Below are 24,515 nucleotides of genomic sequence, written 5' to 3' on the forward strand. Positions count from 1 at the left end.
TCCTGGCCGGTTGCGGTCAGGCAGCTTTCGAATGAGGAACTGACAAAGCTGTCGTGACACTTATCGATTTCAAGCGGATGTGGCCCCTCAGAATCCTGCCCGAATACCCAATCGTACCGTCAGTGGTCGCAGCGGCGTGATCTGCTTGCCGTCGGCGACGGTGAATGGGTTGCCATAGGAGAAGGTATTACCGCTGGCATCGAGCAGGTTCGTGGCATCCAGCGAGATGGCCCAGCCTTGCGATGCGACAAGCGACGCCGACAGGTCGACCTGGGTCGTTTCGCCATGTTCGAGGATGAGTGGCGCCGTCGTCCCCAGGCTCGACGCGCCGATCAGGCGGACGGTACCGTCGAGCTTGAAGGTAAGGCTGGAGGACAAGGGCCTCTCCCAAGCCGCGCTGAAACGCGCACCGGTCCGCGCAATATTAGGCAGCGGCCGTTCGTCGGCCTCTTCGAGCCCTTCGGCAGGGTTGGTCAGCGCGCTGCGATTGACGAACATCGCGCCATCGAAGAACAGGCGATCGGTCGCATGCCAGCGGCCGTTGATTTCAGCACCGTAGACCGTGCCGCGTCCGATATTTTCGGTAAAGGGCAGCCCGTCGACCCCGATCAGATCGGCCTGGATACTTGTCCAGATCGAATAGGAGGTCGTGATGCCGCCTGAGAAGCGGGACGTGGCAGTATCGGCTTCGCTCCCGAACCTGATTCCGAGCTCCGCGGTGTGGATCGAATCCGAATCGAAGCGCTGCGCGGTGTTGACCCGCCCCCCGGTGATCGCGATGCCGCCGCTCCGAAAGCCGCTTTGGTAGCGGAGAAAAGTTAGAAGTTCGGGGTTCGGTTTCCACGACAGCGCAGCGGTCGGGAGGACACGAACCTGCCGACGCTTCGGTTCGAAATCCTGATCCGAGCCACCCATCAACTCGCCGATCGTCTCAGCAAAGACGACACGTCCGCCGAGTGTCCCGGACAGGCGCGGAGCGATCTGCTGCGTCGCTTCGCCGAAGACGGCGACCTCGGTCTTCTGGTTGCGCAGCCGCGCGAGCGTGACGGGCGCGTCGAGCGGACCGAGACGACGGTCGATGCGGTCGATGTTGTGGACGAGACCGAGCCCCACGACCCAGCTGTTGCCGAACGGCCCGCGGTGCGAAAGTCGCGTCTCGTGGGTCAGCAGGCGAATTTCCTCATGCCCTTCGAAAATCTGCACCTCGGGATTGCCGCCAAATCCGGTCGCATCGAAGGTTTCCGACAAGCCATGGTCAACGATACCCGTCGATGAGATGAGCTTGAGATCGCTCCAGTCTTTGGCAATCTCGAACCCCGCCGCCTTGAAATCATTGTCATACGGCTGCGGGATATTTGCAGCATGGGTCCGACGCGGCTGATCGGACTCGGCATATTGGCCGTCGCGGGTGTCGATATTCTGGAGCAACGCGTTGACATCGATCGTCCAATTATCTCCCGGTTCAATTCGCAAGTTTGCGCGTGCGCCATCGATGCGGGTCCGGTTGGTATTCTCGGTCCCCAACGTGCTATTGTCGATATAGCCGCCTTCGACCTGTTTGTAGCCGACGACGCGAAGCGCCACCCGGTCGGTCAGGATCGGGAGATTGACCATTCCCTCGATATCATATCCCGGCTCGGCTCCTCGCGTGAACGATCGACCTGCGGTTGCCGAAGCGTGAAAGCCACCCGCGTCCGCCATTTTCGGAACGATCCGAATGATCCCGCCAAGCGCTCCGGCGCCATAGAGCGTGCCTTGGGGGCCCTCGATCACTTCGATGCGGTCGATATCATAGAGGCGCAGGTCAGGCTCGGGCGCATTATAGGTGAGCCGAAGGTCACCGAGATAGATACCAACGGTCGACTGGGTCGGTCCGGAAAAGCTGCTGTCGGCGATTCCGCGCACAAACAATTTGTTGCGGCCCGGCCCCAGATTGGTCGAGGTCAAGGTCGGGATGCGCGCGACAAAGGCAGCAGTGCCCTGACTCTCTCCAATACCGACGCTGCCTACCGACTCGATATGCGCGGTGCCCGGATAGCTGTCGAGCGGCTGGCCTTGCTTGGTCGCAGTAACGATGATTTCAACGGGCGGCGTCATCGTTGCCTCGATACGCGGCGCGGGGGGTGCAAGCTTCGGAGGCGCCACGGGCTTCGGCCTCGCCTGCGCCTGCGGCGCCGGAATGATACGAACGGTCTCGGCATCGACGATCCGGTAGGTAAAACCGGTACCTCGCAGCATCATGGTGAGCGCCTGTGCGATCGTCATCCGGCCGCGAACCGGCTTGCTGCGCACACCTGCCAGACGCTGATCGATGCCGCCGATAGAAATTTGCGTCTCGTTTCCGAGCGTGATCAAGGCATTGTCGAGACGCTGGGCCGGAATATTAAAGTTGCGGCTTTCCGCCGCCGCCGCCGCCGCCGGGCTCGCAGTAACGATGGCGATTGCCGCGGCAGAAAGAAAATGATTCCAGGTCACCGGATTAGCGCGTCAATTGCCATCCTTTGGCACTATGGCGGGCATGGACGCCAAGCAAGGACTCCAGTTGCCGGAAGAGCTTCGCTTCGTCGCGATCGATGCGGATAACGCCCGAAAAGCGCCGGCTTGTCAGATCCGGCGAAACAGTCACCGGCGTGCCAAGCGAACGCGAGAGATCGAGCGCGATCGTGGTGAGCGGCGCATCATGATAACTCAGCCTCCCCTGCCGCCACCCGCCGACCGAAGCCGGGTCGATGGCCGTCACCACCGCCTTGGACTTGCCGCGCTGGACACGGAGCTGTTTGCCCGCCGTTACCGTGACCGCTTGGGCGCCCGGATCATATTGGATGCTGCCTTCGGACACGCCGACTTCCAGGCCGTTTACCGACTGGCGCACGTTGAAGATCGTGCCGAGATCACGGAGCGTTCCGTCGCCCGTCTCGACGACGAACGGCCGCGCGCTGTCATGCTTGATCGTGAAGATCGCCTCGCCGCTGTCGAGGCGCGCGAAGCGTTCGGCCTTGCGATCGAGGTGAATAGTGGTGCCACCGTTGAGGCCGATCGTCGATCCATCGCCAAGAGCGATTTCGCGTGTTTCGCCGGGCTGGGTCGTAATCACTTCCACTCCAGGCGATCGAAAAAGCATAGGCGACAAGAACAGCGCGAGGACGAGACTCGCCGCGATCGAGAGAAAAGCGGTGCGCCGATACCAGGGCCGGGCACCGGGCTCGTTGTCATTGGTCAGCAGCGGCTCATATGCCTCGGGCGCACTGGTTTCGGCCAGTTCTTCCGAAAGACGCTCGTCGGCGAGCGCGACGGCATCATAGGCATCGGCGTGCGTCGGATCGGCTTCCATCCAGGCTGTGAACTCGGCCCACAGCGCGCCGTCGGCCGCCGGCCCTTGCAACCGTACATGCCATGCGACGGCCTCGTCCACGATGCTACCGGTCCCCATCATCAATTCCTTCGGCCACTTGACGTTGCGGCGCGTCGATATCCACATCCAGCTGCTGTTTGAGCTCCAGAACCGCGCGGTACCCCCGTTGCAAATGCTTCTCCACCGCGCTCACGCTGATCCCCATTTGGGCGGCGATCTGCTTTTGTGGCACGCCATCGATCCGCACGGCGCGAAACGCGAAGGCGGTGCGCTCGGGCAAGGCGTCGAGCACCGCATCGACCCGCCTCAGCTGGTCGCGGGCCACAAGCATGCGTTCGGCCGATGGCTGCGCATCGCGCGGTGCGGCCATGCTGCCGTCGATATGCCCCTTCGTCCATTCCTGCTCGCGCGCGATGCGGCGCTGCGCCGAGCGGCGCCGGTCGAGGACCAGATTCTCCGCGGTTCGATAGAGATAGGCGAGCGGCTCGGCGATCAGGCTCGCGTCGATACCGGCGAGCTTCAGCCACAGTTCCTGCAGGATGTCTTCACCGTCTCCATCGCCTCGAAGACGAACGCGCAAATAGCGCGACAAAGCTGGCCGATTGGCCATGAATATCGCTTCGAGCCCGCCGGATCTATTCATCAAACGCTGCGCTCTTTCGTCTTCGTCCTTGCGGCAAGGCATAGTGTCTGCCTCATATGGCGCGAATATGAAAGGCGTGAGGCTGCACGAAGCGGTTAAGGCGAACGGCGCGCTCATTGCGGACGATCCGTAACTCGCCACAGAGCGAAACCAAGCAGGCCCGCAGCGACCAACGCCTGCAGCAGGGCATGATAACCGGCACCCACGAGCCCTGCAGAGCGGGTAAACAGGGGCAGCAGCGGCATGAGGCCAAGTCCGGCGATTATATTTGCCCTCACCGACAAGCCGGGTCGCCCGATGGCGATCAGCGCTGCACTTGTCGGTGGCCCTGCCATCGCGACGACGCGGGCGAGCGTCAGCCAGAGCATGACCCCGGCAGCGTCGGCGAAGGCTTGCCCGCCGATCAATATTGCGATTTCGCGCGAAAAGAAAGCGAGGATGACGAGAAGAGGCAGCGCCGTGGCGAACGCAATGCCGATGCACCGGCCGAGCGCCTGCCGGATAACGAGACCCGCGCCGCCGCCAGCCGCGAGGCGCGCGAGCTCGGCATAGGCGGCTTGCCCCAACATTTGCGCAGGCTGCGAAATGACGATCGTCGCGCGGTGGGCGATCGAATAGAGGCCCGCCGCTGCCGGGCCGAGCATTGCCCCGACAATGAGCGGTGTCAGCCGTCCGGTCAGGTCGCCAAGCATGATATCGGCATTGGCGGTGAGCATGAAGCGGCCCAGCCCCTCATGCTCGCGCCGCGCGTCCGCGATGGCGCCTAGCAAGGGCTGATCGAGCATATGACGACGGGCGAGATAGATCGCCGCAATCCATAGCGACGCGCCCTCGAGAAGCGCAGCGACGAGCCACGCAACGAGGAAGGCCGTGAGCCCCAGATCGAAGACGATGATGATCAGCGTCCCGAGCAGCCGCATCACCGGGGTGACGATATTGTGAAGCGCGAGGAGGTCGAAGCGCCGTAGTATCTGCAAATAACCGCCCGGCGTCGCGCGCACTGTCGCCAGAACGGCAAAGCAATAGGGGACCGCGAGCGCCTGCGCGTCCGCCGACCATCCGAGCAGCGGGCCGACGAGCGGCACCGCAAGCGCTGCGACAATGACGGAGGCGACGCCCGCCGCCAGTTCGATGGCGCCGGCAAAGCGAAGCAGCCGGATGAGCTTCGCATGATCGGTCTCGGCGGGCTGGACCCCGTAGCGAACGATCGCGTGCCAGCCCGGAAAGGCGATGAGGCCGCCGATCAGCATCGCGAAATAATTGACGAGCACCAGCACGCCATATTGTTCGGGGCCAAGGACACGCGCGGCGACGACGACATAGATGAGACTGATCAGGCCGGCCGCAGCCTTGCCGCCAAGCAGGAGGCCGAGATTTTCGTAGATGCGGCGAACCGGTCCCGGCGGCGCCTTTGCGGTCTCAGTAAGCAAGGCGGCCATCGGGGGACCTGCCCTCGGGCATGACGCCGCGCGCGAGGCAAGCGATCGCACGGGCGGCGCGCGCCGACGATGGCTCGGCGGTGAGGTCGAACGTATGGTCGAAGAGTCGGCGCTGCACGGACCGATAGCGGCCCGGGTGATCCGCCACCGCTTCCTCCAAACCGCGACCGAGGTCGCCGGCTCCCGAGATCACCGGCCCCGATTGCCAATGGGCGAAATTGGGATCCCGGTCGGGGTCGATGCCGTGGCTGTTGAGGAAAAGACAGGGCCGCGGCGATTTCAAAAACTCGTAGATCTGGCTGCTTACGTCGCCGAGATAGATGTCCGCGCCGTTGGTGTAGCTCATGTCGGTCAGCGCGGCGCTGCCGAGATCGATATGGATATTGGGCGCCGCCGCATATCGCCTGTGCAGGTTGCCGGGCAGGCCGAAGCGGAGCTTGTCGATCGTCACCGCCATCCGCCGCTCGAACATCATGATGTGCGGCGCGAAAATCAGATTGTAACGATCGGAACCAAGGAAATAGTCGAGTACCGCGCGGCCCTGCTTGTACCAGGATGAGAGATGCGGCGAGACGTGCGGATTGTAGAGGACGATCGGCCGATTGCTGCCGCGAAACTTGATCGGCCGTCCCTGCCCTGCCGCGATATCGAATTTGGGATAGCCGGTGATCGTCAGGCGATCCGGGCACACGCCCGCTTCCCGGGTCAGCCTGTCCCGGATTTTCGGGCCTGCCGCCAGGATATGATCGAACAGCGCCGCGGACTTGCCGAAGCCGATCGCCCGGTCACCGGCGCCATGATCGGTCAGCACCATGCGGAGCGATGAAAGGCCGTAGCGCGTCTTGAGGATGAGCGACGTCCGCTCGGTCACGACAAGCAAATCGAGCGAGCGGAAGAAGTCGAGATTGTCACGATATACCAACAATTTGGCGGCCGGAAGAATCGATCCGAGCACTGCGTTGAGGCTCCGCGACGCAGCCGAATTCAGACCAAGCGCGACAAGCCGGATGCCAGCCGGCACAGTGCCGCCCATCAACCGGATCGCCTCGCGCGCCAGCAGATCACTGGTGGTCGCGACCATGATATCGGCGCCCGTGCCTGCGCGCGCCAGGGCCATAGCGACCGGCAAGCTGTGCGCCATCTGATGAATCTGGTCGTGGTTGAAGAGAAAGCCGATCCGCATAGGGAGAACGACGCCGCGGCGGCCTGATATCCACAGCAAGTGCGGAAAATAATTCGGGCGGCGTCGTTCCTGCGGAGGAAGTCGCCCATGACATCATCGCGTCCGCTCTCGATCTTCGATCTCGATCGCACCTTGACCATCCACGGGACCTGGTCGCCGTTCCTGCTTTTCGCTGCGCGGCGGCATGCGCCGTGGCGCCTCGTCTTCGTCCCGCTCGTGGTCGCCTTGATGGCGGCGTACAAGGCCCGCTTGCTGTCGCGCAAACAGCTCAAGCAGGCGATGCAGCGCCTTATGCTCGGAAGCGCTGTCGATCTCGACACAATAACCGATCTCGCGGGCGCCTATGCCGAGCAGAGTCTTGCACAAAATATCCATCGGGATGGCGTTGTGAACATCGCAGCCGAGAAAACAGCCGGGCGCCGCGTCGTCATCGCATCGGCCGCGCACCTGTTCTATCTCGAGGCCATCGCCGAGCGGCTCGGCGTCACCGATGTGGTCGGTACGGGGTCGATGTGGCGCGGGCGCGACCTCACGCCCCGGATCGCCGGCGCGAATTGCTACGGCGCGGACAAGCGTCGCATGCTCGAACATTGGCTGGCGAGTCAGGAGATCGATCGCGTGGACGTCCACATCCGCTTCTTTTCGGACGATCTTTCCGACCTTCCTACCTTCGAATGGGCCGATGAAGCGGTGGCGGTCAATCCGTCGCGCCGGTTGCTCCATATGGCCTTGCGACGGGGATGGACGGTCTATGACTGGCGTCAGCCAAAAGCTGCGCCCGTGCGAAGCCTGCACGAGCGGCGCTCCATTCGCGGCTGACGGGCAACCCTCATCTCCGACAATTGCGTGTCGCGAAGCGCAGCAGGTTCCACCAGACGGGGGCATGGGGAAGCCAATGAAAGGCGTTCGCCTCGCGTGAGCCGTCATCCGGCTGCGCCGACGGCTTTGGCGGATTGCTGTGCTGCGGACCCGGTGCCGTCATCGACCAGCCGACAATATCGGCTGCCGGTCGGTGGGCAGCCGCATCATCAGGCGGTCGAGGCGGAACCAGCGCGACAGATGCCGCGCGGGTTGGCTCGCCGACACCAGCATCGCCTCGATGGCGCCGGGCCCGCGACGGATCTGGGCGCGAAGCATCGCGAGCGCAACACAGGCAAAGCCAAACAGGATCGCGACCTGAAACAGGGGCGCTAACGCGTTGGCGCCATCCTCGATCGCGACGATCGTCTGGACGAAGCCCACAATCAGCATGATGCCGAGGCCCAGCCCAAGCGCGGACGTCGATCGCTTGGGCGGAACACCGAGGGCAAAACCGAAGAGCGGGACAAGAGCGATAAAGGCGGCGGACACAAACCGGCTACCGAACGCTGCGCGGGCTGCCGCGCGTTCGGGCTCGGTCGGGGCGTGAGACGCGGCGCGCCACAGATCGCCGAACATGAGCCGGTCGTTTCGATGGCGCGGCGTCATATGGACGGGCTTGGCGGCCATCAACTCTATGGGCATCGCCATCGCTTGAAACGACGTGACTTCGAGTCGGCCGCTGGGGGACGTCACGACCACATGGCCATCGAACAGTCGCAACAAGACCCCCTCGTGCCCGCCATTGATCACCCGCCCTTCGCGCGCGGCAACCGTCAGGCTGCGGCTCTGCACAAGAAGTCCGCGAAAAATGCCCGTGCTCCTGTCGACGGCATCGACATGAAACATCGTCCCGGGCCTGGGACGCAGAAACTCGCCCGGCGCGATCGACAGGCCGAGATTGCCAAGCGCGATCGACGTGCCGAGCGCATCGAGCCGCTGCTCGCCGGCCGGTTCTATATAAGCGCGAATGCCGACATGCAGCAGCGCTACCGCCAGCCCGAACATCAGCGGCGCGCGGAGCAAGCGACGGGGGGAGAGACCGATCGACGCAAATATGTCGAGTTCGCCCTGAAGAGCGAAGTCGCGAAAGACGACCGCGACCGATACGAACACGGCAATCAGCAGGCCAAGCCCGAGATATTCGGGAACAAGATAGAGCATCAGCTTGATCAGCACGGCGACGGGCTGCTCGACATTGCCAAGCAACGCCATCAGCCGGCGGCTGTTCTCGAGTGTCAGCAACAAGACAATTACAGCGCTGACGGCGAGAAAGGGCCGTGCGAGCCGCCGCGCGATATAAAGATCGATCGCGGACATCAGGCCGCCCGGCGGAGCGACGCGAACGAACGATAGCGGCCGAACAGCGCGCCGAAATGATCGTCGATCAGCGGCACGCTCCCGGCGCGCCGGGCGACGGCCGCAGCGAGCGCTGCCGGATCGCGCGCGAGGAGCCGTCCGATCGCATGCGCCGCAGCGCCTGCATCGCCCGCTTCGTAGAGTTCGCCATTGTCGCTGCGCACGAAGTCCGACGCGCCGCCTTCGTCGGGGACGATCAACGGCAGACCCGATGCCGCGGCCTCCGCCGCGACAAGGCCGAAGGTTTCGGCTTCGCAGCCGTGGATCAGCGCGTCGGCGCTGGCCATCACGCGTGCCAGCAAGGCGCGATCGGCGACCGGCGCAAGGAGATGGACGTGCGGATTACTGCCGATCTGGCGGACGAGCCGTGCACGGTCGCGGCCGTCACCGACAAGGACCAGGCCGATCGGACGATGCTGTGACGCCGCGAGGCAGGCATCGATCACCAGCGGCCAACGCTTTTCGCCGCTGTGGCGGCCAACCCCGATCAACAGGGTCGCGCTTTCCGGGAGCGCGCAGCGCGCGAGAAGATCCCGCCGCAGGCCGGGATCGCGGTGCGCCGGCGAGAAGAGCCCCGGATCGACTCCCATGGGTATCGTCTCGACTCCCGCCACACCGCCCGCCCTGAGCCGCGCCGAAAGATGGCGATTGGCGCTGACGACGCTGTCGAAGCGCGCACCCAGCCGGCGCAGATGGCGCCAGAAGAGATCGAAGCTCTTGTCGATCGTCTTGCGGCTGCCGAACCGCCCGAACCAGCGATAGGCATAGGCAGCTAGCGGATCGGCATGCATGATCAGGGCCCGCGGCGCATCGCCCTGCCAGTCGGCGACGATATTGGCGGTGCGCCAGGGCGATGAGGCTTCGACCACATCGGGGCGTTCGGCGTCGAGGCGCGCATGAACGGCCGCGGCGTCGTCGAAATAGCGATAGCGCCGGTCGACGAGCAATTGCGGGCTCGCAACATGGACGATCGTGCCGCCGCCCGCCCGCCGCTCGACCCGATCGTGCGAGCCTGGCGCAATGACGACGATTTCATGTCCCATCGCGGCGCCGATCGCGAGCTTGCGGTCGATATAGGTTTTCACCCCGCCGCCGTGCGGCGTATAAAAGGCGCAGACGTCGACGATCTTCATTTGCGTTCCAGTGGCTTATATCTCAGCCCGCTCAGATAATTCATGACGACCTCGGTGCGTGTTGGCCCCGCGCCCACCACGACCGACGCGGCAGCCGCCTTCGGCTTCGACCAGCCGAGCTTCGGATTGCCGCCGAACCCGAGCCCGTCGGACAATTTGTCCCATTTGAGATTATGGTTGCGATCGTGCAGGACCGACAGGCTGTACCGGCCGGGTGCCGGGACGCGCAGACAGAGGGTGACGGGCCCCGATGGCGGCAGCTCCAGGTCCACTCGCCGGAACAACTTTTGCGCGTTGATCAGGACCGCATCGTCGGCAAGGAAATCGCTGTCGTTCGCCGGATAGAGTTCGGCGCGTACCAGGCCCTTGCGATCCTTGAGGCCGATCACCGAGACGAGGACCGCCGGACCCGTTTCATTCGCCCGGCACGCGGCCCCGGCCTTGCCCAGCGACGGGTCGGGTTTGACGGGGGCTGCCGCCACCAGCAACAGCGCCATGGGTGCAATCGCGACCTTCACGACCGATGCGCCTTCGCAAGTTCCGAGAGCGTCAAAACGGCGCCGAGAAGAAGGTGCACGAACAGGATCAATCCGGCGATCATTGCGATCAGCGGCCCGATCGCGCCGTCGTGCCCGATCAGGAAGAGCGCAACGCTGGCGAAAACAAGATCCTTGTTTGGCACGAAAGGCAGGCGCGTTACGAGCAGTTGCAGTGTGGCGAGGAGGAGCAGCGAGCCCATGGGCACGGCCGGCAAGGCGCTGTGCCACATCACGCCCGAGAGCAAGGTGGTCAGCAGCAGCCGGCCGGTATGGACGCCGAAGATCATCTTCAGGTCGGAGCGGGATAGCGAGAAGATGCGGTGCCTGAAGGCGAGCAGGGCGAGCGAGAGCCCCATGATGACCGCCGCCGACAGCGCGACGGTTCGACCATGGAATTCGGGGGCCACCTCTCCGATGACCGGCCAGGCAAGCGCGAGCATCGCCAGGGTCATGAGATTGCCGGCGACCGCCGAAAGGATGCTGACATCCTTGATCGCGCCGAAAGGCGCCGCCGCCATCTTTGCATGGCGCCGCGCCCAGCCGTAGAAATAGGCCTCGCCGCTATAGCCGAACAATATCTCGTTGCTGACGAGCTTGCGCAGCAGCGCAGCGAAACCGGTGCGCGGAATGTTCCACAGGCGCCGGAATATCAGCCATTCGGAGGCCGGCAGCGCGAAATAATAAGCAGCAAAGGCAATCCAGAAGACCGGCGACGCGGGGACACCCCGCACGAGTCCGGCCAAGCCGATGCTCGAAAGCTTCGAGCCGAGCGCGGCAAGGAGCGCGAGCGACAGGCCGAGAGAAAGATATTTTTGCCAGGGATGTTGCTCTTGGAGGAGAGGACGAAGGCGCTCTGCCCATCTATTTGGCGTTGCACCCAATGCTTGAGAAGCCATCGATCACCTTTTGGCAGGGGTCACTGAGGGACTGACGCCAAGCCCCCGGTAAATCCGCACCAGCGATTCAGGAAAATCGGCCGGATGCCAGGTCTGCGTAGGCGGCCGGCTGGTGCGACCGCGTAAAAGCACCGAGCGCGCGAATAATCTCGCGCATCAACCGCGGCGAATCGACGTCGTGCGGATGGACCGCGAGACGGACCGTCGATGCACGTGCGAGCAACGTCGTTGCGAGGCGCGACCACAGGATCGAGCTCGCGATGCGCAGGCGCGACCGGCTCGCGTAGGTCACGACCGGCCCGCGCGCGAAAACCGCGAAATTCTGGGGATTCCAGACGCGAAAATGATCTTCGATCAAGCGTATATCCTGCGCCGCGAGCGCGGCGAGACTATCCTCTCCATAGAGCCACGCAGGCGCGACAAACCCGTCGATCGGCCGGCCGATCACCTGTTCGATCATATCGCGGCCTTCCCCTATTCGCGCTTCGGCCTCGCGCGTCGAGAGGCCGAGGAATTCACCCTCGCCGGCCGTCATGCGCGAAGCCTTCCAGCGGGTGGCCGCGCCTGCATGGCGGCTCTCGTCGATGTGAGTGAAACCATGCAGGAATATTTCGCAGCCCGCGTCGGCCCAGCCGCGCAGGCGGCGGGCGAACTTCGGATCGTCCGTCAACAGGCCCTGCCGATGAAAATCGGGAACGACAAGGAGGGCGTAGCGTCCCGGACCCACGGCCGCTTCGACGATCGGAACGAGGCGGTCCAGACGCTCGGCATGAACCGGCGTGACATCATGGATCGAGGCCAGCAGGCGGCGCGCGGTCATCGAGCCAGCCGGTCAAAGAGCGCCAGATATTCGGCCGCCGAGGCACCAAGCCTGTGGCGATCCGTGATCTTGCGCGCTGCATTTGGTGCAGGAGGCGACCGGCGGAGCTGCGCGACGATCGCCCCGGCGATGGCTTCGGGTTGCCGCTGGCGAACGATCGCCCCCAGTTCGGGCGACGGGAAGATTTCGGGCAAGGCGAGCGAACAATCGGTGGTCACGATCGGGACCCCCGCCGCGATCGCTTCGACGAGGACCGCGGGATAGCCTTCATAATGCGAGCTCATCAGATAGAGGTCCGCCTGCGCAAGATAGGGCGCGATATCGGGAACATGGCCCGGCATCTCGACGCGCGCCGCGACACCCAGCCTTTCGGCTTCGCGTTCGAGCCGTCCGCGCAGCGGCCCTTCGCCCAGGATCAACAACCGTGCCCTCAGCGCCGAAGGGAGTTCGGCGAAGGCACGGAGGGCGGTGATCAGATCCTTCTGCGGCGCGAGCCGCGCGGCGCAGAGGATGAGCGGCGCGGGTTCGAGGCCGGCACGGCTGTGCGGGGCGGCGGCATCGTCCTCGAGGATGGGCTCGGCGATTTCAATCACGGCATGGCCCGGAAATACCGACCGCGCTTCGTCAAGCAACGAAGGCGACATCGCGACCAGCATGTCGATCGGCGCGGCGGCGAGCCGGATCGCCGCATCGGCGAGCCCGCATATGTGGTGGCGAATCCCTGCCCGGCGGATCGGGTTGCTGAGCTTGTTGACGAAAATTGGCCGCTTGGCGAAGCGTCGGCGCGCGAGAAAGGCGAGGATGATGAGGTGAAAATTGCCCGGCGAAAAGATGATATCGGGCGCCTCGGCCCGCACGATCCGCGCCATCCGCCACCCGAGTTGCATGCGCGACCAGGGGCTGCGCAATGTTTCGGGCGAGCAGGTCCTGACCGCGACGCCGGGGCCGACGAGCGCGCGTGCCGCGCCCGTCTGCGTTCCGCAAATGATCGTCACCCGCCGCCCCAGTTCCGCCCAGCGATTGGCGAGGCGAATGGCGATGCGTTCGCTGCCTCCGGTCGAGAAATCATGGAGGATGATCGCGATATGCTCGGCATGGGTCATGGTCAGAATTTCTGCCTCAGAAAGATCTGGACGCGCGCGTCCTGGCGCTGGATGTCGCGATCTTGCTGATCGCGAAAATCGATGCCCACCGACAGGCGTCCGGGCTCCCCTGCGGGATATAGACTGGCCGTCAGCCCCCAGCCGCGAACCTCGCGAGGCGCGCCGCCGGCAAGGTCGGTGATGCGCTCGACGGCCGTCCGCCTGTTCGCAGGACCGGTGTCGAACAGCGTGCCCGCCAGATCGAGGCGATCATCGCGGGTCCAGTGCAGGGCGACGGCGCGCTCGTCGGTACGATAATAGCGGTGCGGGCCGACGATGAACGCCGGATGCCACCGCTGGGCGACATAGGTGCCTGCGAGCGTCAGCGTGTCGCGATCCGAGATATCCCGGGACAGGTCGGCACCGATCGCCATCATCGCGAAGCGCTGATACTCGAAACTTTGCCCGGCCATTCGCGCGGACTCCGACCGTCCGCGCATGGCGGCCAGATGAAAGGCTCCGCCGTCCCATTCGCGGCCGCCCGATTGGCTCCTGATGGTGCCGAGCATCGCGACGTCGCCGTTCAGCATGATGATGGGAGAAGGAGCTGCCGGGATATGATCGGCCGAAAAGGCCGCAACCGGTGACCGCATCGATGTTCGCCCGTAATGTACGGGCGCGCTATGCGTGACAGCAATATTCGGCGCTGCCTCCTGCGCCATCAGGGCGCATGGATCGAGCATGGCTGCAACCGCTGCGGCACGGATCGCTAAAGCCCTCATTCCATATCCCCCGAGTTCGCGGGGCACCTGCCAGCCAGATGCCTGAAGGGTCAGACGCCATGGGCCTCGCGTTTCCACACCTGACACGGGGAAGTGCGGATCGCGCGGCTCCGCGGCGTCATTCAGCCGATCTCGAACCGGAAGGAGCAACGCGGATGAGCAAGAAGGTGGCAGGCGTGACTATGCTGATCGCGATGGCGCCGATGCTGTTTGTCGCGACGGTCCCGCCAGCCGCTTCCGCTGCGCAGCCGTACACGTCCCCGCAGCCCGTCACCGCCGGGCTCTCGATCATGGCCTATAATGTGAAAGGCCTGCCCTGGCCTATAACCTCCGACCGCGCGGTCGACTTCGCGCGCATCGAGGAGCGCCTTCTCGCAATGCGGGCACGCGGCGCGCAACCGCATGTGGTCATCCTGCAGGAAGCCTTCACTGCGCCAGCCAAGGCGATCGCCAGACGCAGCGGCTATCGTTATGTCGTCGAAGGTCCGTCTCGCGATCTTCCGAGCCCGGTCCAGCCGCGACTGGGCGATCGCCCCTTCATCGACGGCGCCAGCTTTTTCAAGGGCGAGCGGTCGGGCAAGCAAGTCTCTTCAGGGCTCATGCTTGCGTCGGACTATCCCATCCTCTCGGTGCGCCGCGAGGCCTTTCCCGCCTTTGCCTGCGCCGGGTATGACTGCCTCGCCAACAAGGGCATATTGATGGTGACCATTGCCGTTCCCGGAAGTGCGACGCCGGTGACCGTGGTCACCACGCATATGAACAGCAAGAAAGCCTCCGGCGTCAGCCAGGAGCGCTCGCTTTATGCCTATCGGCGACAAGTCGAAATAATCGACGATTTCTTGACGCGATACCGCAACCCCGACCTGCCGGTCATTCTGGCGGGCGATTTCAACGCGAGCTCGGCCGAGCGACGGAGCTTTCTCACAGCTCACAGCGCGGCCAACTGGACCACCAAACGCCGGCTGCCGATCGACAATGCGCTCCAGCATTGCCTCAAGCCCGGCGAACCATGCGGACGCGCCGTGCCCTCGATCGTCGCGACGGTGTTCCAGAGAGGGCGCGACTGGCAATTCTTCTCACCGGGCTATCGCGCCTCGATCCAAGCGATTGCGATGGCGGTGCCGTTCGGCCGTGAGCGCGACGGCACGATGCTCTCCGATCATGTCGGCTATGGGGTGACCTATCGCCTGACTCAGGCGCTCACCGCGCATTCCCTGCGGCATCGCTCGAACGGCTGACGCGGCGGAGGGTGCGCCTCAGGCGGCTGGTGCGGATTCGCGCCGCGTGAGCGCCAGCAGCACCGCGGGAAGAAAGAAGAGCACCAGCGGCACGGCGGCGATCAGGCCGAAGATGATCGCGGTCGCCAGCGGCTGCTGAAGGCCGGCGCCCCGGCTGATCCCCAGCGCGAGCGGCGCGAGTGTCAGGACTGCGATGAGGGCCGACATCAGGATCGGACGTAGCCTCTTCTTGCCGGCCTCCAGCAACGTCGCAGCCGTCATGGGGCTGTCGCGGTCGATTTCTGCGAGGAAAAAGATGACGAGCTCGGCGACCATGCCGACGACCATGGTGAGCCCCATGAGCGCCGAAATATTGAGCTCGATTCCCATGATCCACAGGCCGATCATCACGGCTGCCGCAGTGAGTAGCACCGTGGCAATCGCCGCGACCGTCCAGCCGGCGCGCTCGAACAACAGGGTGATGAGCAAGGCGCTGAGCAGCAAGGCGGCGCCGAATACCAGCGAGAGATCGGCGAAGCTCTTTTGCTGCTCGGCATAAAGCCCGCCATAGTCGACGCGGACCGAGGCGGGCAGCTTGAGCCGTCCGACCGCGCTCTTGATCTCGGTCATCGCCGAGCCGAGATCGCGCCCCTCCAGCCGCGCGGTCACGGCAATATAAGGCGCCAAATTCTCGCGCGTGAGCTGCTTTTGGCCGCCCTGCGTCGACACGGTCGCGACCGCCGCAAGCCGGATGCTGCTCCCGTCGGGCGCAACCAGCGGCAGGTTTTCGATTTGCGCGACGTCGCTGCGTAAATCCTGCGGCGCGCGCACGCGCACGCCAATGAGCTGCGCGCCGATGCGGACCTGCGTCGCCGGGGTGCCGCCCACGGCAGTTTCGAGCTGCGAAGCGATGCTGTTGGGGTCGAGGCCATATTGGGCCGCGGCGCCCGGATCGACCGCGATGCTGATCGCGTCGCCCGCGACGCGCAGGCCGTCGATGACCTCGACCACGCCCGAAATCTTACCGATACGATCGCCGATAGCCTTCGCCGCGGTTTCGAGCGCTGCCGGATCGTCGCCGAACAATTTGACTTCGATCGGCTGCGGCACCGCAGTCAGGTCGCCGATGAGATCCTCCATGAGCTGGATCAGTTCGACTTCGAGACCTGGCACTTGAGCCGCGATCTTCTCGCGCATATCGGTCATCACCGCTTCGATATTCCGCCGCGAGCCGCCCTTGAGGCGAATGAAATAATCGCCCTCGTCCGCCTCGGTCAGGCCACCGCCGAGCTGAAGTCCGGTCCGCCGCGAATAGCTGGCGACCTCGGGCGTCGCGCGAATGATCGTCTCGACGCGTTGCAGCAGCGCGTCGGTATCTTCGAGCGATGCGCCCGACTGCGCCTTATAGTCGATGACGAACCCGCCTTCGTCCATCTTGGGCATGAAGCCCGAGGGCACGTTACGCCACGCCATATAACCGCTGACCGCCAGCAGCGCCGCGACCACGACCGCGAGCAAGGCCGGCCGCCCGAACGCGCGCGTGCTGGCGCGACCGTAGCGATCGAGCAGCGGATCGAGGATCTTGTTGGCGCGATCGGCGGACTCGGCGTCCTTCTCGCGGAGCCAATAGGCTGCGACGAGGGGGATGACGAAGCGCGCGAAGAGCAGGGAAATGACCAGCGCCGCGACCATCGTAATCGCAAGCGCCTTGAAGAAGCCGCCGGTCACCCCGCTGATGAAGGCGAGCGGAAGGAAGACGACGATCGTTGCGGTGGTCGAGCCGAGCAGCGGCATGCCCATTTCGGCTGCGGCGGAGAGCAGCGACCCGGGTTCGGCCAACCGCTGCTCCTGCATCCGCCGCATCATATGTTCGAGCATCACCACCGCATCGTCGACCACGAGCCCGACCGCCGCAGCCATGCCGCCAAGCGTCATCATGTTGAAGCTCATGCCGAACGCGAAGAGCAGTAGGCAGGTGGCGGCGAGCACCGCGGGCAGCATCAGGCCGGTGATGACCATCAGCCGCCCCGATCGCAGGAAGACGAAAAGCACGATCCCGGCGAGCAGCGCGCCCATCAGGATCGCGTCGCGCACGGCATTTGCCGCGCCGACGACCAGTTCGGACTGATCGTAGAAGGTGGTGACCTTGACCGATGGCGGCAGATGCAGTTCGGCGATCCGCGCATCGACCGCTTTGACGATCGCCACCGTATCGCCCTTCAGCGCCTGGCGGACGTTGACGAGGACAGCCTGCTTGCCGTCGGAGGTTACGCGGTTGAACGCCGGGGCCGTCGAGGGCGAGATCGTCGCGATCTGCCCGAGCGTGACGACCCCTGCCCCGCCTGCGGCCGCCTTGACCGGGATCGCGCCAAGATCGTCCGCATTGGCGACGCGGTTCTCGATCAGCACCAGATAGAGACGGTGGCGATCCTCGATCTTGCCGAGCCCACGGACCATATTGGCCTTGCCGAGCGCGGTGACGACATCGGTGAGGCTGATCCCGAGCGATTGCAGCCGAGCGGGATCGACATCGACCGCGAATTCGCGCGGACTGCTTCCCAATATGTCGACGCCGGCGACGCCCTCGACCGAAGTCAAGGCAGGCAATATCTTGAGATCGGCGATCGCACGAAGCGCCTCGGGGCTGAGGCTGTCCGAGGTCAAGGCGAAGCCGGTGACCGGGAAGATCGTCGGGTCCGAGCGGCGAACGTTGAAGCTCGTGCCCGGCGGCAAGGTCGGCAGCAACGTCGCGAGCGCGCCCTGCGTCGACTGGGCGGCCGCCACCATATCGTCGCCCCACTGGAAATTGAGCGCAACCTCGGCGCTCCCGCGGCTCGTGACCGAGCGGACATTGGTCACGCCAGGCACCGCGCGGAGCCCGATTTCGATCGGGCGGGTGATCTCGGCTTCCATCTGCGCGGCGTCGCGGTCGCCGGCGTCGACCGACACGACGACGCGCGGATAATCGATGTTCGGGAACAGCCCGACCGGCACGCGCGTCGCCGATACCACCCCCGCGAGCGCGAGCAGGATCACCGTGAGCCAGATCGACCGCGCATGCTTGCTGATGACGTCGGTCACTTCTTCGCGCCCTGGATGCGGGTCTTCATCCCGTCCTCAAGCGCGGTTACGCCAGCCGTCGCGACGCGTTCGCCGGCCTTCAGCCCGGAGGTGACGCTGATCCGGTCGCCGGTGCGCGGCCCGACGACGATATCGCGTCGCTTGGCGATAGTGTTCGCGATGACGAAGACGAAGGGCTGCCCCCCGTCATCGAGCAGCGCCGCATAGGGAATGGTGATGCCGCCCGAGATATTGGCGAGCAACACGCGCCCGGTCAGGCTTTCGCCCGCACCGACGCCGCGCTCATTCGGTATCTGGACATAGACCGACGCCAGCTTCGTCACCGAGTCTACCACGCTGTCGACCGACAGCACAGGGACGTTGAAGGCCCGCTTGCTGCCAGCCGCGGTAACCTCAACATAGCTCCCCTTGGGAATGCGCCGCGCGATCGCGGGATCGACGCCGAAGCGCGCGCGCAAGTCGCCTTCCTTGACCAGCGATACGATCGTCGTACCGGCCGCGACGAGTTCGCCCGCGCTTGCTCCGATCACCTCGACCGTGCCGCTTGCCGGTGCACGAAGCACCAGTGCCCCGTTGCGGGTGGCGAGGCTCGCGCGCGATGCGTCGGCGGCCTGTTTCGCGGCACGTGCGGTTTCGACCTCGGCATCGCTCACCAACCCGTCGGCGCGAAGGCGCCGCGCCCGGGCGTGCGCCAGATCTGCGGCATTGGCATTGGCCGAGGCGGTGGCGAGATCGAGCCGCGCGGTCGGGCTTGGGCTCAGCCGTACCAATATCTGGCCGCGCGTCACGTGGCTTCCTACCGGCGCATCGACGGCCTGAACGATCGCCTCCATCGGAGCCGAGAGCGTATATTTGCCCGCGCCATTGGCCTCGGCCGCGCCATAGAGCATGATCTTCTCGTCGATATCGCCGGTGGTCACGGCCGCAACGTCGATCGTCGCGACCGGATCGGCGGTCGCGGCCGTATCGGTCGAGGATTGGCAGCCGCCCAGAAGACAGGCGAAGACGAGCGGCAGAGCGAGGGACGTCCGGCTGATCATAGGGTCCAGGATTCCTGCGGGGCGCCGACGAGCAGTTCGAGCGCAATGGTTTGTTCGGCGATCGCCTGCTGCGACTGGAGAAGGAGCAATTGCCGATCGCGAAGGCTTTGCTCGGCGACCTCGGCGGTCGCCAGCGCAAGGTCGCCGCGCTGCGCTGCGCGGCGGCTCGCTTTCGCAAAGTTTTCGATGGCAGGCATACCAGCGTGAAGGATCTCATATTGCTGGCGCGCGATCGCGAGCCCCGACACCGCGGCGGCGATATCGGCGCGGGTCTGGAAGAGGCGCGCATCATATTCCTGATGGAGCGCTTCGCGCGTGGCCTCGGCGACCGCGATACCCCCGCGATTGCGGTTCCATAGCGGGAGCGTGAAGCCGATCGACGGGCCGAGCAGCTTGTTGCCGCCCGTATCGCGCGCGCCGTTGATCGTGAGATCAAGGTTCGGGAACTGATCGAGAATCGCGCGGCGGACAGCAGCTTCCTGCGCATCATAGCCGGCACGCAGCGCGTCGAGATCGCTGCGATTGGCAAGAGCGAGAGCGAAGAGGCGATCGGTCCCAGGCACCCCGGCCGGCATCGGCACCGGCGCGAGCCGCAGGGCATAGTCGGGCGGCAGACCGAGCAAGCGGTGCAGTTCGGATCGCGCGGCCGCGAGACCGGTCTGGGCGCTACGGAAATTGCTCTGCGCATCGAGCGCGGCGATGCGCGACGACTGGACCTGATCGGGCGAAATGTCGCCGCGGCCCGCCGCCTTCAGATAGCGGCCGAGAAGCGCTTCGCTCGCGTCGGCGCTGGTCGCCGCATTGGCAAGCGCCTGCTCGAGCGAGAGAACCCGCACCGCCTGCAGCCGCGCGTTGCAAGCCGTCTGCCATTCGGCCCAGGCAAGGTCGAGCCGCACCTGCCGTGCCTCGGCGACGGCCTGCGCGCGCTGCACCTTTTGCGTGCGCAGTGCATTCAGGCTGAAGCCCAGCGCGCCGGCGATATTGTCGAGCGGGTCCGGCCCCGAAAGAATATGGTCGACGCCGAAGCTGAAGGTCGGGTCGGGAAGCAGTCCCGCGGCAAAGACCTGCGCGTCACCGACACCGGCGCGCGCGCGCTGCGCCTTGAGATCGGGATTGGCGATCACCGCGAGGATCGCGATGCCATTGGGGTCGAGCGGCGCCGAAAGGTCGAGCGCGACGGGCTTCAGATAGGGCCGGTCAATCGTCGTAGCGTCGCGCGACAGGATATCGGTTAGCGGGGCCTGAAGCGACGGCGCAGCACCGGCATCGACGAGGAGCGGCTTTGGCTCGTAGTGAGCGCACGCCGCCAGCGGGAAGAGCAGCAACAGTGTCGATGAGGCCCAGAACCGCTTGATCATGCTCGAACGATAGCCCTTTCGTGCCTGGACGCACGCCATTAACAACTCGACATCATTAACATTGGGATCGTGCGGAATCGACATTGGGCTGTTGACGCCGCTGAAACGCAGAATCCGCACCCCATAAGGAAAAATGGGGCCGACGCTCCGGCGGCGACACACTCAGGCCGGCCGGAACGCGATGAGCACGACGCCCACAGTGATCAGGCCGCCCCAGAGCCACGCACGTCCAACGTCTCCCTCCCCGGCGCAGGCATGAGCGCGGGGGCCTATCGGAACGAACTCGCGCCGGCGCCGGCATTTCGGTTCGCCTGCTCGCCGCGCAGTCACTGTTCGGCATTTACGGGCGCCATTTCGGCGGCGGCGGCCTGATAACGACTACGCTTTGCGGGCTGCCAGTGAACATCCGCCCCCGCGAACTGTTCGCGATCCGCACCGCGATACTAGTGGCCACGAACTTCGCCGCGGCGTTCGTGTTCATCCATCCGTCCGGTTCCCCATCATGTCCATAATCAGACGACTGCTTTCAGTGTCGGCCAACCACGGACTGAGCGGCCAACATGAGGCGCAAAGCAGCCTTTACAGATCACCTCATCAACGGCTATCGCGACAGTGTGCTCACGATCGTGAGTACACCCACTGAGTACACATGCGTCGTCTCACGTCGCAGAAAATGACGGAAAACCGTGGGCTTGTAGCCCATCCGACCCCTCCCGTAGGGGTCACCAAATCGCCGGAAGGGCGCCGAAGTCTCGGTTTTATGTTCGTGAGTGGCTCGGTGGATACACCAGACGCGTACACAAAGGACGAACAATCACGGATCCGAAAGGACTCTGGCGCGATCCGCGCAGCGGCATCTTTTGCCTCCGCCGCAGCATTCCGCCGCCGTTGCAAAGCGCCTTCGCTTGCGGCCAACTCTACAAAATGAGCCCTGGCACCGCCGATCCTCGCGATGGAAAATGAAAGCCGGCGATCGCAAATGGTGAATTTGAGCGGAAGTCCTGCCGAAAGGCTTGCCGCGAATGCCTCATGCAGCCCGAGCGGCTTCCATCGCCGGTCCCAGCGCCACCGCCGACGCCAAGCGGCGCAGCGATACCCATCGCGCGCGCGGTGCCCGATCGTCTGTCGATGACGGGCGCGAATGCGCGCTCGCTCCTCGAGGGTTCTTGCGCGCATCTCGTCACGGAGCTGCGCGCGCTCGGCGCCTGTCAGCAGGCTGAAGCGCGCAAGCTCGTCGTCGATGGCCTCCGACGCGTTCAGCCAGTCGCGGTTCCGGTCGCCGGTTCAGTCATTGTCGCGCAGGCGATCCCGATCGCTGTCCATATCGCTCCGGTCCTGGTCGCGAAGCCGGTCGCTGTCCTGGTCGCAGCTGTCTCCAGGCGTGCACGGACGGTGCGCTTACGGCGCACAAGCAATGCTAACCGGGACGTGTTGTGATAGGTAATGGTTGCTGCATCGCGACAGCGTATGTCCGCTTCAATAAGGGCTCGTCGTGGAAGCGGCTCTTCCCGACCGGCCGCTCTTCAATGAGGAACGGCACCGAGTTCGAACCCCGTTTTATCGTGCAGCGCGAACTTGTCGACGATGTCGGCGCTGGCGCGATTGTAACCGACGACCTCCACCGTGCGGCCTTCGCGGCGCAGGCGCGCGATGATCTTGTCGAGCGCGCCGACACCCGAGATGTCCCAGAAATGTGCGGCCGACACGTCGATGAGGATCTCGGGTGCGGCCTCATCAGTCTGGAAGCTCCGTGTGAAGCGGTCGACCGAGGCGAAGAAAATCTGGCCAGTCACGAAATAGGTAGTGCGGCTCGCGTCATCACTGGCCTCGCGCCGCACCTCGAACATCCGCTGCACTTTTGCGGCAAAGAATATCCCCGACAGCAGCACACCCGCGAGCACGCCAAGCGATAGGTCGTGGGTCGCCACGACCACAACCACCGTGGTCACCATCACGATCGACGAGGTCGGCGGATGGCGGCGCAGGTTCGCGATCGAGTTCCAGCTGAAGGTGCCGATCGACACCATGATCATCACCGCGACCAGCGCGGGCATCGGCACGCGGCCGACATAGGGGCCGAGCAAGGCGAGCAACATCAGGAGCGTGGCGCCGGCAGTGAAGGTCGAAAGACGGGTCCGCCCGCCTGAGGTGACGTTGATGACGGACTGACCAATCATTGCGCAGCCGCCCATCCCGCCGACGAAGGCGGCGGCGATGTTGGCGGTGCCTTGTCCGGCGCATTCGCGGCGCTTGTCGCTATCACTGTGCGTCATGTCGTCGACGATCTGCGCCGTCAGCAGCGATTCGAGCAGGCCGACTGCGGCCATCGTCAGCGAATAGGGCAGGATGATCCGTAGCGTTTCCAAAGTCAGCGGTACATCGGGCAGGACGATGTTCGGAAGACCTTCCGGAAGCTTGCCCATGTCGCCGACCGTGTTCACCGGCAGGCCGAACCCAATGCTGATTGCCGACAGGATCAGGATGGCGACGAGCGGCGAGGGAACGGCCTTCGTCAGCAGTGGGAGCAGGTAGATGATGGCAAGCCCGCCCGCGACCATCGCATAAGCCTGCCACGTCACATCGATAAGCTGCGGCAGCTGTGCCATGAAGATGAGGATGGCGAGCGCGTTGACGAACCCGGTGATCACCGAGCGCGATACGAACTGCATGACGAGGTCGAGCCGTAGCAATCCGGCGATAATCTGGATGATGCCCATCAGGATCGTCGCGGCAAAGAGATACTCAACGCCATGTTCGCGGACGAGCGGAATGACGAGGACGGCCACCGCGGCGGTCGCCGCCGAAATCATCCCTGGTCGCCCTCCGGTAAAGGAGATGACGATCGCGATCGCGATCGATGCATAAAGGCCGACGCGCGGATCGACCCCGGCGATGATCGAAAAGCCGATCGCCTCGGGGATCAGTGCGAGTGCGACGACAATGCCGGCAAGGATGTCGGCGCGTGCGGTCGCGGCGCCGGCGAACCATTGCTGGCGGTAAGCGGTAAATCCGTTGAACATGAAAAGCTCACATCAAGACACATGGCGCCCGGGCGGACGCGATCATATTTGCATGTGCGATGTTGTCCGGCGGATCGGCGGCCGGAATAGCCACCCGGAGTTGCACCGGGTCCTTGCGAATGGCGGCCCTCTATCCTGATGCCGGGCTCCTTTGCAAGCGATCGCTTTGTTCGCTTTCGTGCCTGGCATCATAAAAGCCGACCCTCTCCAGCCGGCCAGTCCCTGCCGAGTGCTGGACCGGCGCTAATTGGGGGCTTCGACCAGATCTTCGACCATCGTGGCCATCAGGCCGACCTGCGAATGGACACCGGCCTTTGCATAGATGCTCGCAAGCTGCGCCCGGATCGTCCCCGACGCCGCGCTGCGGAGGCATGCGATCTCTGCGGCATCGAAGCCCTTGAGTGCGAAGAGCGCGACATCGGCCTCGGCACCGGTCAACTGCCAGTCGAGGAACCGCTGCCGGACGAGATCTGACATCGCGCCGCGCGCGGTTGCGACCGCAGCTTCGTCAAGCCTTGCGCGAACGACCAGCCAGCGCAGCTGCAGCGTGCCGAAGACCACGCCAGCCAGCAGGGCGGCGGTTGCGCAGGATTCAACGAACAGGTGCATGCTCCATCCATCCGCGGCGATGTCGCCTGCGACGTCGGCGACGAAGAAGATCGTCGCGAGCGTCTGCAGCGCCACAAGGAAGGTGATGGCGACTGCCCGGCGCT

At 64.7% G+C, this 24,515-nt stretch carries 20 protein-coding genes and 1 other annotated feature; of the genes, 3 read left to right on the forward strand and 17 right to left on the reverse strand.

The features are described 5' to 3' along the window. Window positions 1–87: 87 nt before the first annotated feature. The 5 genes from MU856_RS17480 to MU856_RS17500 are packed head-to-tail and all read right to left on the reverse strand — an operon-like array spanning window position 88 to window position 6,617. A complete protein-coding gene (locus tag MU856_RS17480; RefSeq protein ID WP_257549234.1) occupies window positions 88–2,475 on the reverse strand; it encodes a TonB-dependent receptor domain-containing protein in 2,388 nt (795 codons plus the stop codon). Between the two features lie 4 nt (window positions 2,476–2,479). Next, entirely contained in the window at window positions 2,480–3,433 is a 954-nt protein-coding gene (locus MU856_RS17485; protein ID WP_263588089.1) for a FecR family protein, read from the reverse strand. Further along, on the reverse strand, window positions 3,417–4,112 hold the full coding sequence (locus MU856_RS17490) for an RNA polymerase sigma factor (RefSeq protein WP_257549230.1): 696 nt from the start codon (window positions 4,110–4,112) through the stop codon (window positions 3,417–3,419). The genes MU856_RS17485 and MU856_RS17490 overlap by 17 nt, the downstream gene beginning before the upstream one ends. Continuing rightward, on the reverse strand, window positions 4,109–5,434 hold the full coding sequence (locus MU856_RS17495) for a lipopolysaccharide biosynthesis protein (RefSeq protein WP_257549228.1): 1,326 nt from the start codon (window positions 5,432–5,434) through the stop codon (window positions 4,109–4,111). Before MU856_RS17495 ends, MU856_RS17490 begins: the two co-directional genes overlap by 4 nt. Further along, window positions 5,415–6,617 carry a hypothetical protein gene (locus tag MU856_RS17500; RefSeq protein ID WP_257549226.1) on the reverse strand — a complete coding sequence of 401 codons (1,203 nt, stop codon included), beginning with the start codon at window positions 6,615–6,617 and terminating at the stop codon, window positions 5,415–5,417. Before MU856_RS17500 ends, MU856_RS17495 begins: the two co-directional genes overlap by 20 nt. Before the next feature lie 87 nt (window positions 6,618–6,704). Between MU856_RS17500 and MU856_RS17505 the strand changes: the two genes are divergently transcribed. Continuing rightward, window positions 6,705–7,436 carry an HAD family hydrolase gene (locus tag MU856_RS17505; protein ID WP_257549224.1) on the forward strand — a complete coding sequence of 244 codons (732 nt, stop codon included), beginning with the start codon at window positions 6,705–6,707 and terminating at the stop codon, window positions 7,434–7,436. A 159-nt stretch (window positions 7,437–7,595) separates the two neighbouring features. Here the strand turns inward: MU856_RS17505 and MU856_RS17510 are convergent, their stop codons facing one another. The 7 genes from MU856_RS17510 to MU856_RS17540 form a co-directional block, all read right to left on the reverse strand. Beyond that, a complete protein-coding gene (locus MU856_RS17510; protein WP_257549221.1) occupies window positions 7,596–8,795 on the reverse strand; it encodes an LptF/LptG family permease in 1,200 nt (399 codons plus the stop codon). Then, the gene (locus MU856_RS17515) at window positions 8,795–9,967 is read right to left on the reverse strand and encodes a glycosyltransferase (protein WP_263588090.1); all 1,173 of its coding nucleotides are present in this window, start codon (window positions 9,965–9,967) and stop codon (window positions 8,795–8,797) included. Before MU856_RS17515 ends, MU856_RS17510 begins: the two co-directional genes overlap by 1 nt. Then, window positions 9,964–10,485, reverse strand: coding sequence for a DUF2141 domain-containing protein (locus MU856_RS17520; protein WP_257549217.1), 522 nt, complete (start codon window positions 10,483–10,485; stop codon window positions 9,964–9,966). Before MU856_RS17520 ends, MU856_RS17515 begins: the two co-directional genes overlap by 4 nt. Then, entirely contained in the window at window positions 10,482–11,402 is a 921-nt protein-coding gene (locus MU856_RS17525) for a hypothetical protein (protein ID WP_257549215.1), read from the reverse strand. The genes MU856_RS17520 and MU856_RS17525 overlap by 4 nt, the downstream gene beginning before the upstream one ends. A gap of 67 nt (window positions 11,403–11,469) precedes the next feature. Continuing rightward, window positions 11,470–12,222, reverse strand: a complete 753-nt coding sequence (locus MU856_RS17530; RefSeq protein WP_263588091.1) for a polysaccharide deacetylase family protein — start codon at window positions 12,220–12,222, stop codon at window positions 11,470–11,472. Further along, window positions 12,219–13,325 carry a glycosyltransferase gene (locus MU856_RS17535; RefSeq protein WP_257549211.1) on the reverse strand — a complete coding sequence of 369 codons (1,107 nt, stop codon included), beginning with the start codon at window positions 13,323–13,325 and terminating at the stop codon, window positions 12,219–12,221. The genes MU856_RS17530 and MU856_RS17535 overlap by 4 nt, the downstream gene beginning before the upstream one ends. Window positions 13,326–13,327: 2 nt before the next feature. Further along, window positions 13,328–13,957, reverse strand: a complete 630-nt coding sequence (locus MU856_RS17540; protein ID WP_257549209.1) for a hypothetical protein — start codon at window positions 13,955–13,957, stop codon at window positions 13,328–13,330. A 284-nt stretch (window positions 13,958–14,241) separates the two neighbouring features. On the opposite strand from MU856_RS17540, the gene MU856_RS17545 reads away from it, so the two are divergent. Further along, on the forward strand, window positions 14,242–15,324 hold the full coding sequence (locus tag MU856_RS17545) for an endonuclease/exonuclease/phosphatase family protein (RefSeq protein ID WP_257549207.1): 1,083 nt from the start codon (window positions 14,242–14,244) through the stop codon (window positions 15,322–15,324). 18 nt (window positions 15,325–15,342) lie between these two features. On the opposite strand, the gene MU856_RS17550 is transcribed toward MU856_RS17545, so the two are convergent. From MU856_RS17550 to MU856_RS17560, 3 genes are read right to left on the reverse strand one after another with little or no spacing between them, the layout of a single operon-like run. Beyond that, window positions 15,343–18,384, reverse strand: coding sequence for an efflux RND transporter permease subunit (locus MU856_RS17550; RefSeq protein WP_257549205.1), 3,042 nt, complete (start codon window positions 18,382–18,384; stop codon window positions 15,343–15,345). Further along, the gene (locus MU856_RS17555) at window positions 18,381–19,424 is read right to left on the reverse strand and encodes an efflux RND transporter periplasmic adaptor subunit (protein WP_263588092.1); all 1,044 of its coding nucleotides are present in this window, start codon (window positions 19,422–19,424) and stop codon (window positions 18,381–18,383) included. The genes MU856_RS17550 and MU856_RS17555 overlap by 4 nt, the downstream gene beginning before the upstream one ends. After that, entirely contained in the window at window positions 19,421–20,866 is a 1,446-nt protein-coding gene (locus tag MU856_RS17560; RefSeq protein ID WP_263588093.1) for a TolC family protein, read from the reverse strand. Before MU856_RS17560 ends, MU856_RS17555 begins: the two co-directional genes overlap by 4 nt. Before the next feature lie 1,026 nt (window positions 20,867–21,892). Here MU856_RS17560 and MU856_RS17565 point away from each other — a divergent pair. Beyond that, entirely contained in the window at window positions 21,893–22,219 is a 327-nt protein-coding gene (locus tag MU856_RS17565) for a hypothetical protein (RefSeq protein ID WP_263588094.1), read from the forward strand. A gap of 86 nt (window positions 22,220–22,305) precedes the next feature. Here the strand turns inward: MU856_RS17565 and MU856_RS17570 are convergent, their stop codons facing one another. Then, window positions 22,306–23,802 (reverse strand): SulP family inorganic anion transporter, encoded by a 1,497-nt coding sequence (locus MU856_RS17570; protein ID WP_263588095.1) that lies wholly within the window; start codon window positions 23,800–23,802, stop codon window positions 22,306–22,308. Between the two features lie 60 nt (window positions 23,803–23,862). After that, window positions 23,863–23,918 (reverse strand) — a sequence feature (sul1 is cis-regulatory element that is thought to sense ions involved in sulfur or methionine metabolism; They are found in Alphaproteobacteria). 127 nt (window positions 23,919–24,045) lie between these two features. Next, complete coding sequence (locus MU856_RS17575; RefSeq protein ID WP_263588096.1) at window positions 24,046–24,486, reverse strand: helix-turn-helix transcriptional regulator; 441 nt, start codon at window positions 24,484–24,486, stop codon at window positions 24,046–24,048. Window positions 24,487–24,515 lie beyond the last annotated feature (29 nt).

The sequence above is a fragment of the Sphingopyxis sp. GC21 genome, from assembly GCF_025727575.1.
In the GTDB taxonomy this organism is placed as follows: domain Bacteria; phylum Pseudomonadota; class Alphaproteobacteria; order Sphingomonadales; family Sphingomonadaceae; genus Sphingopyxis; species Sphingopyxis terrae_A.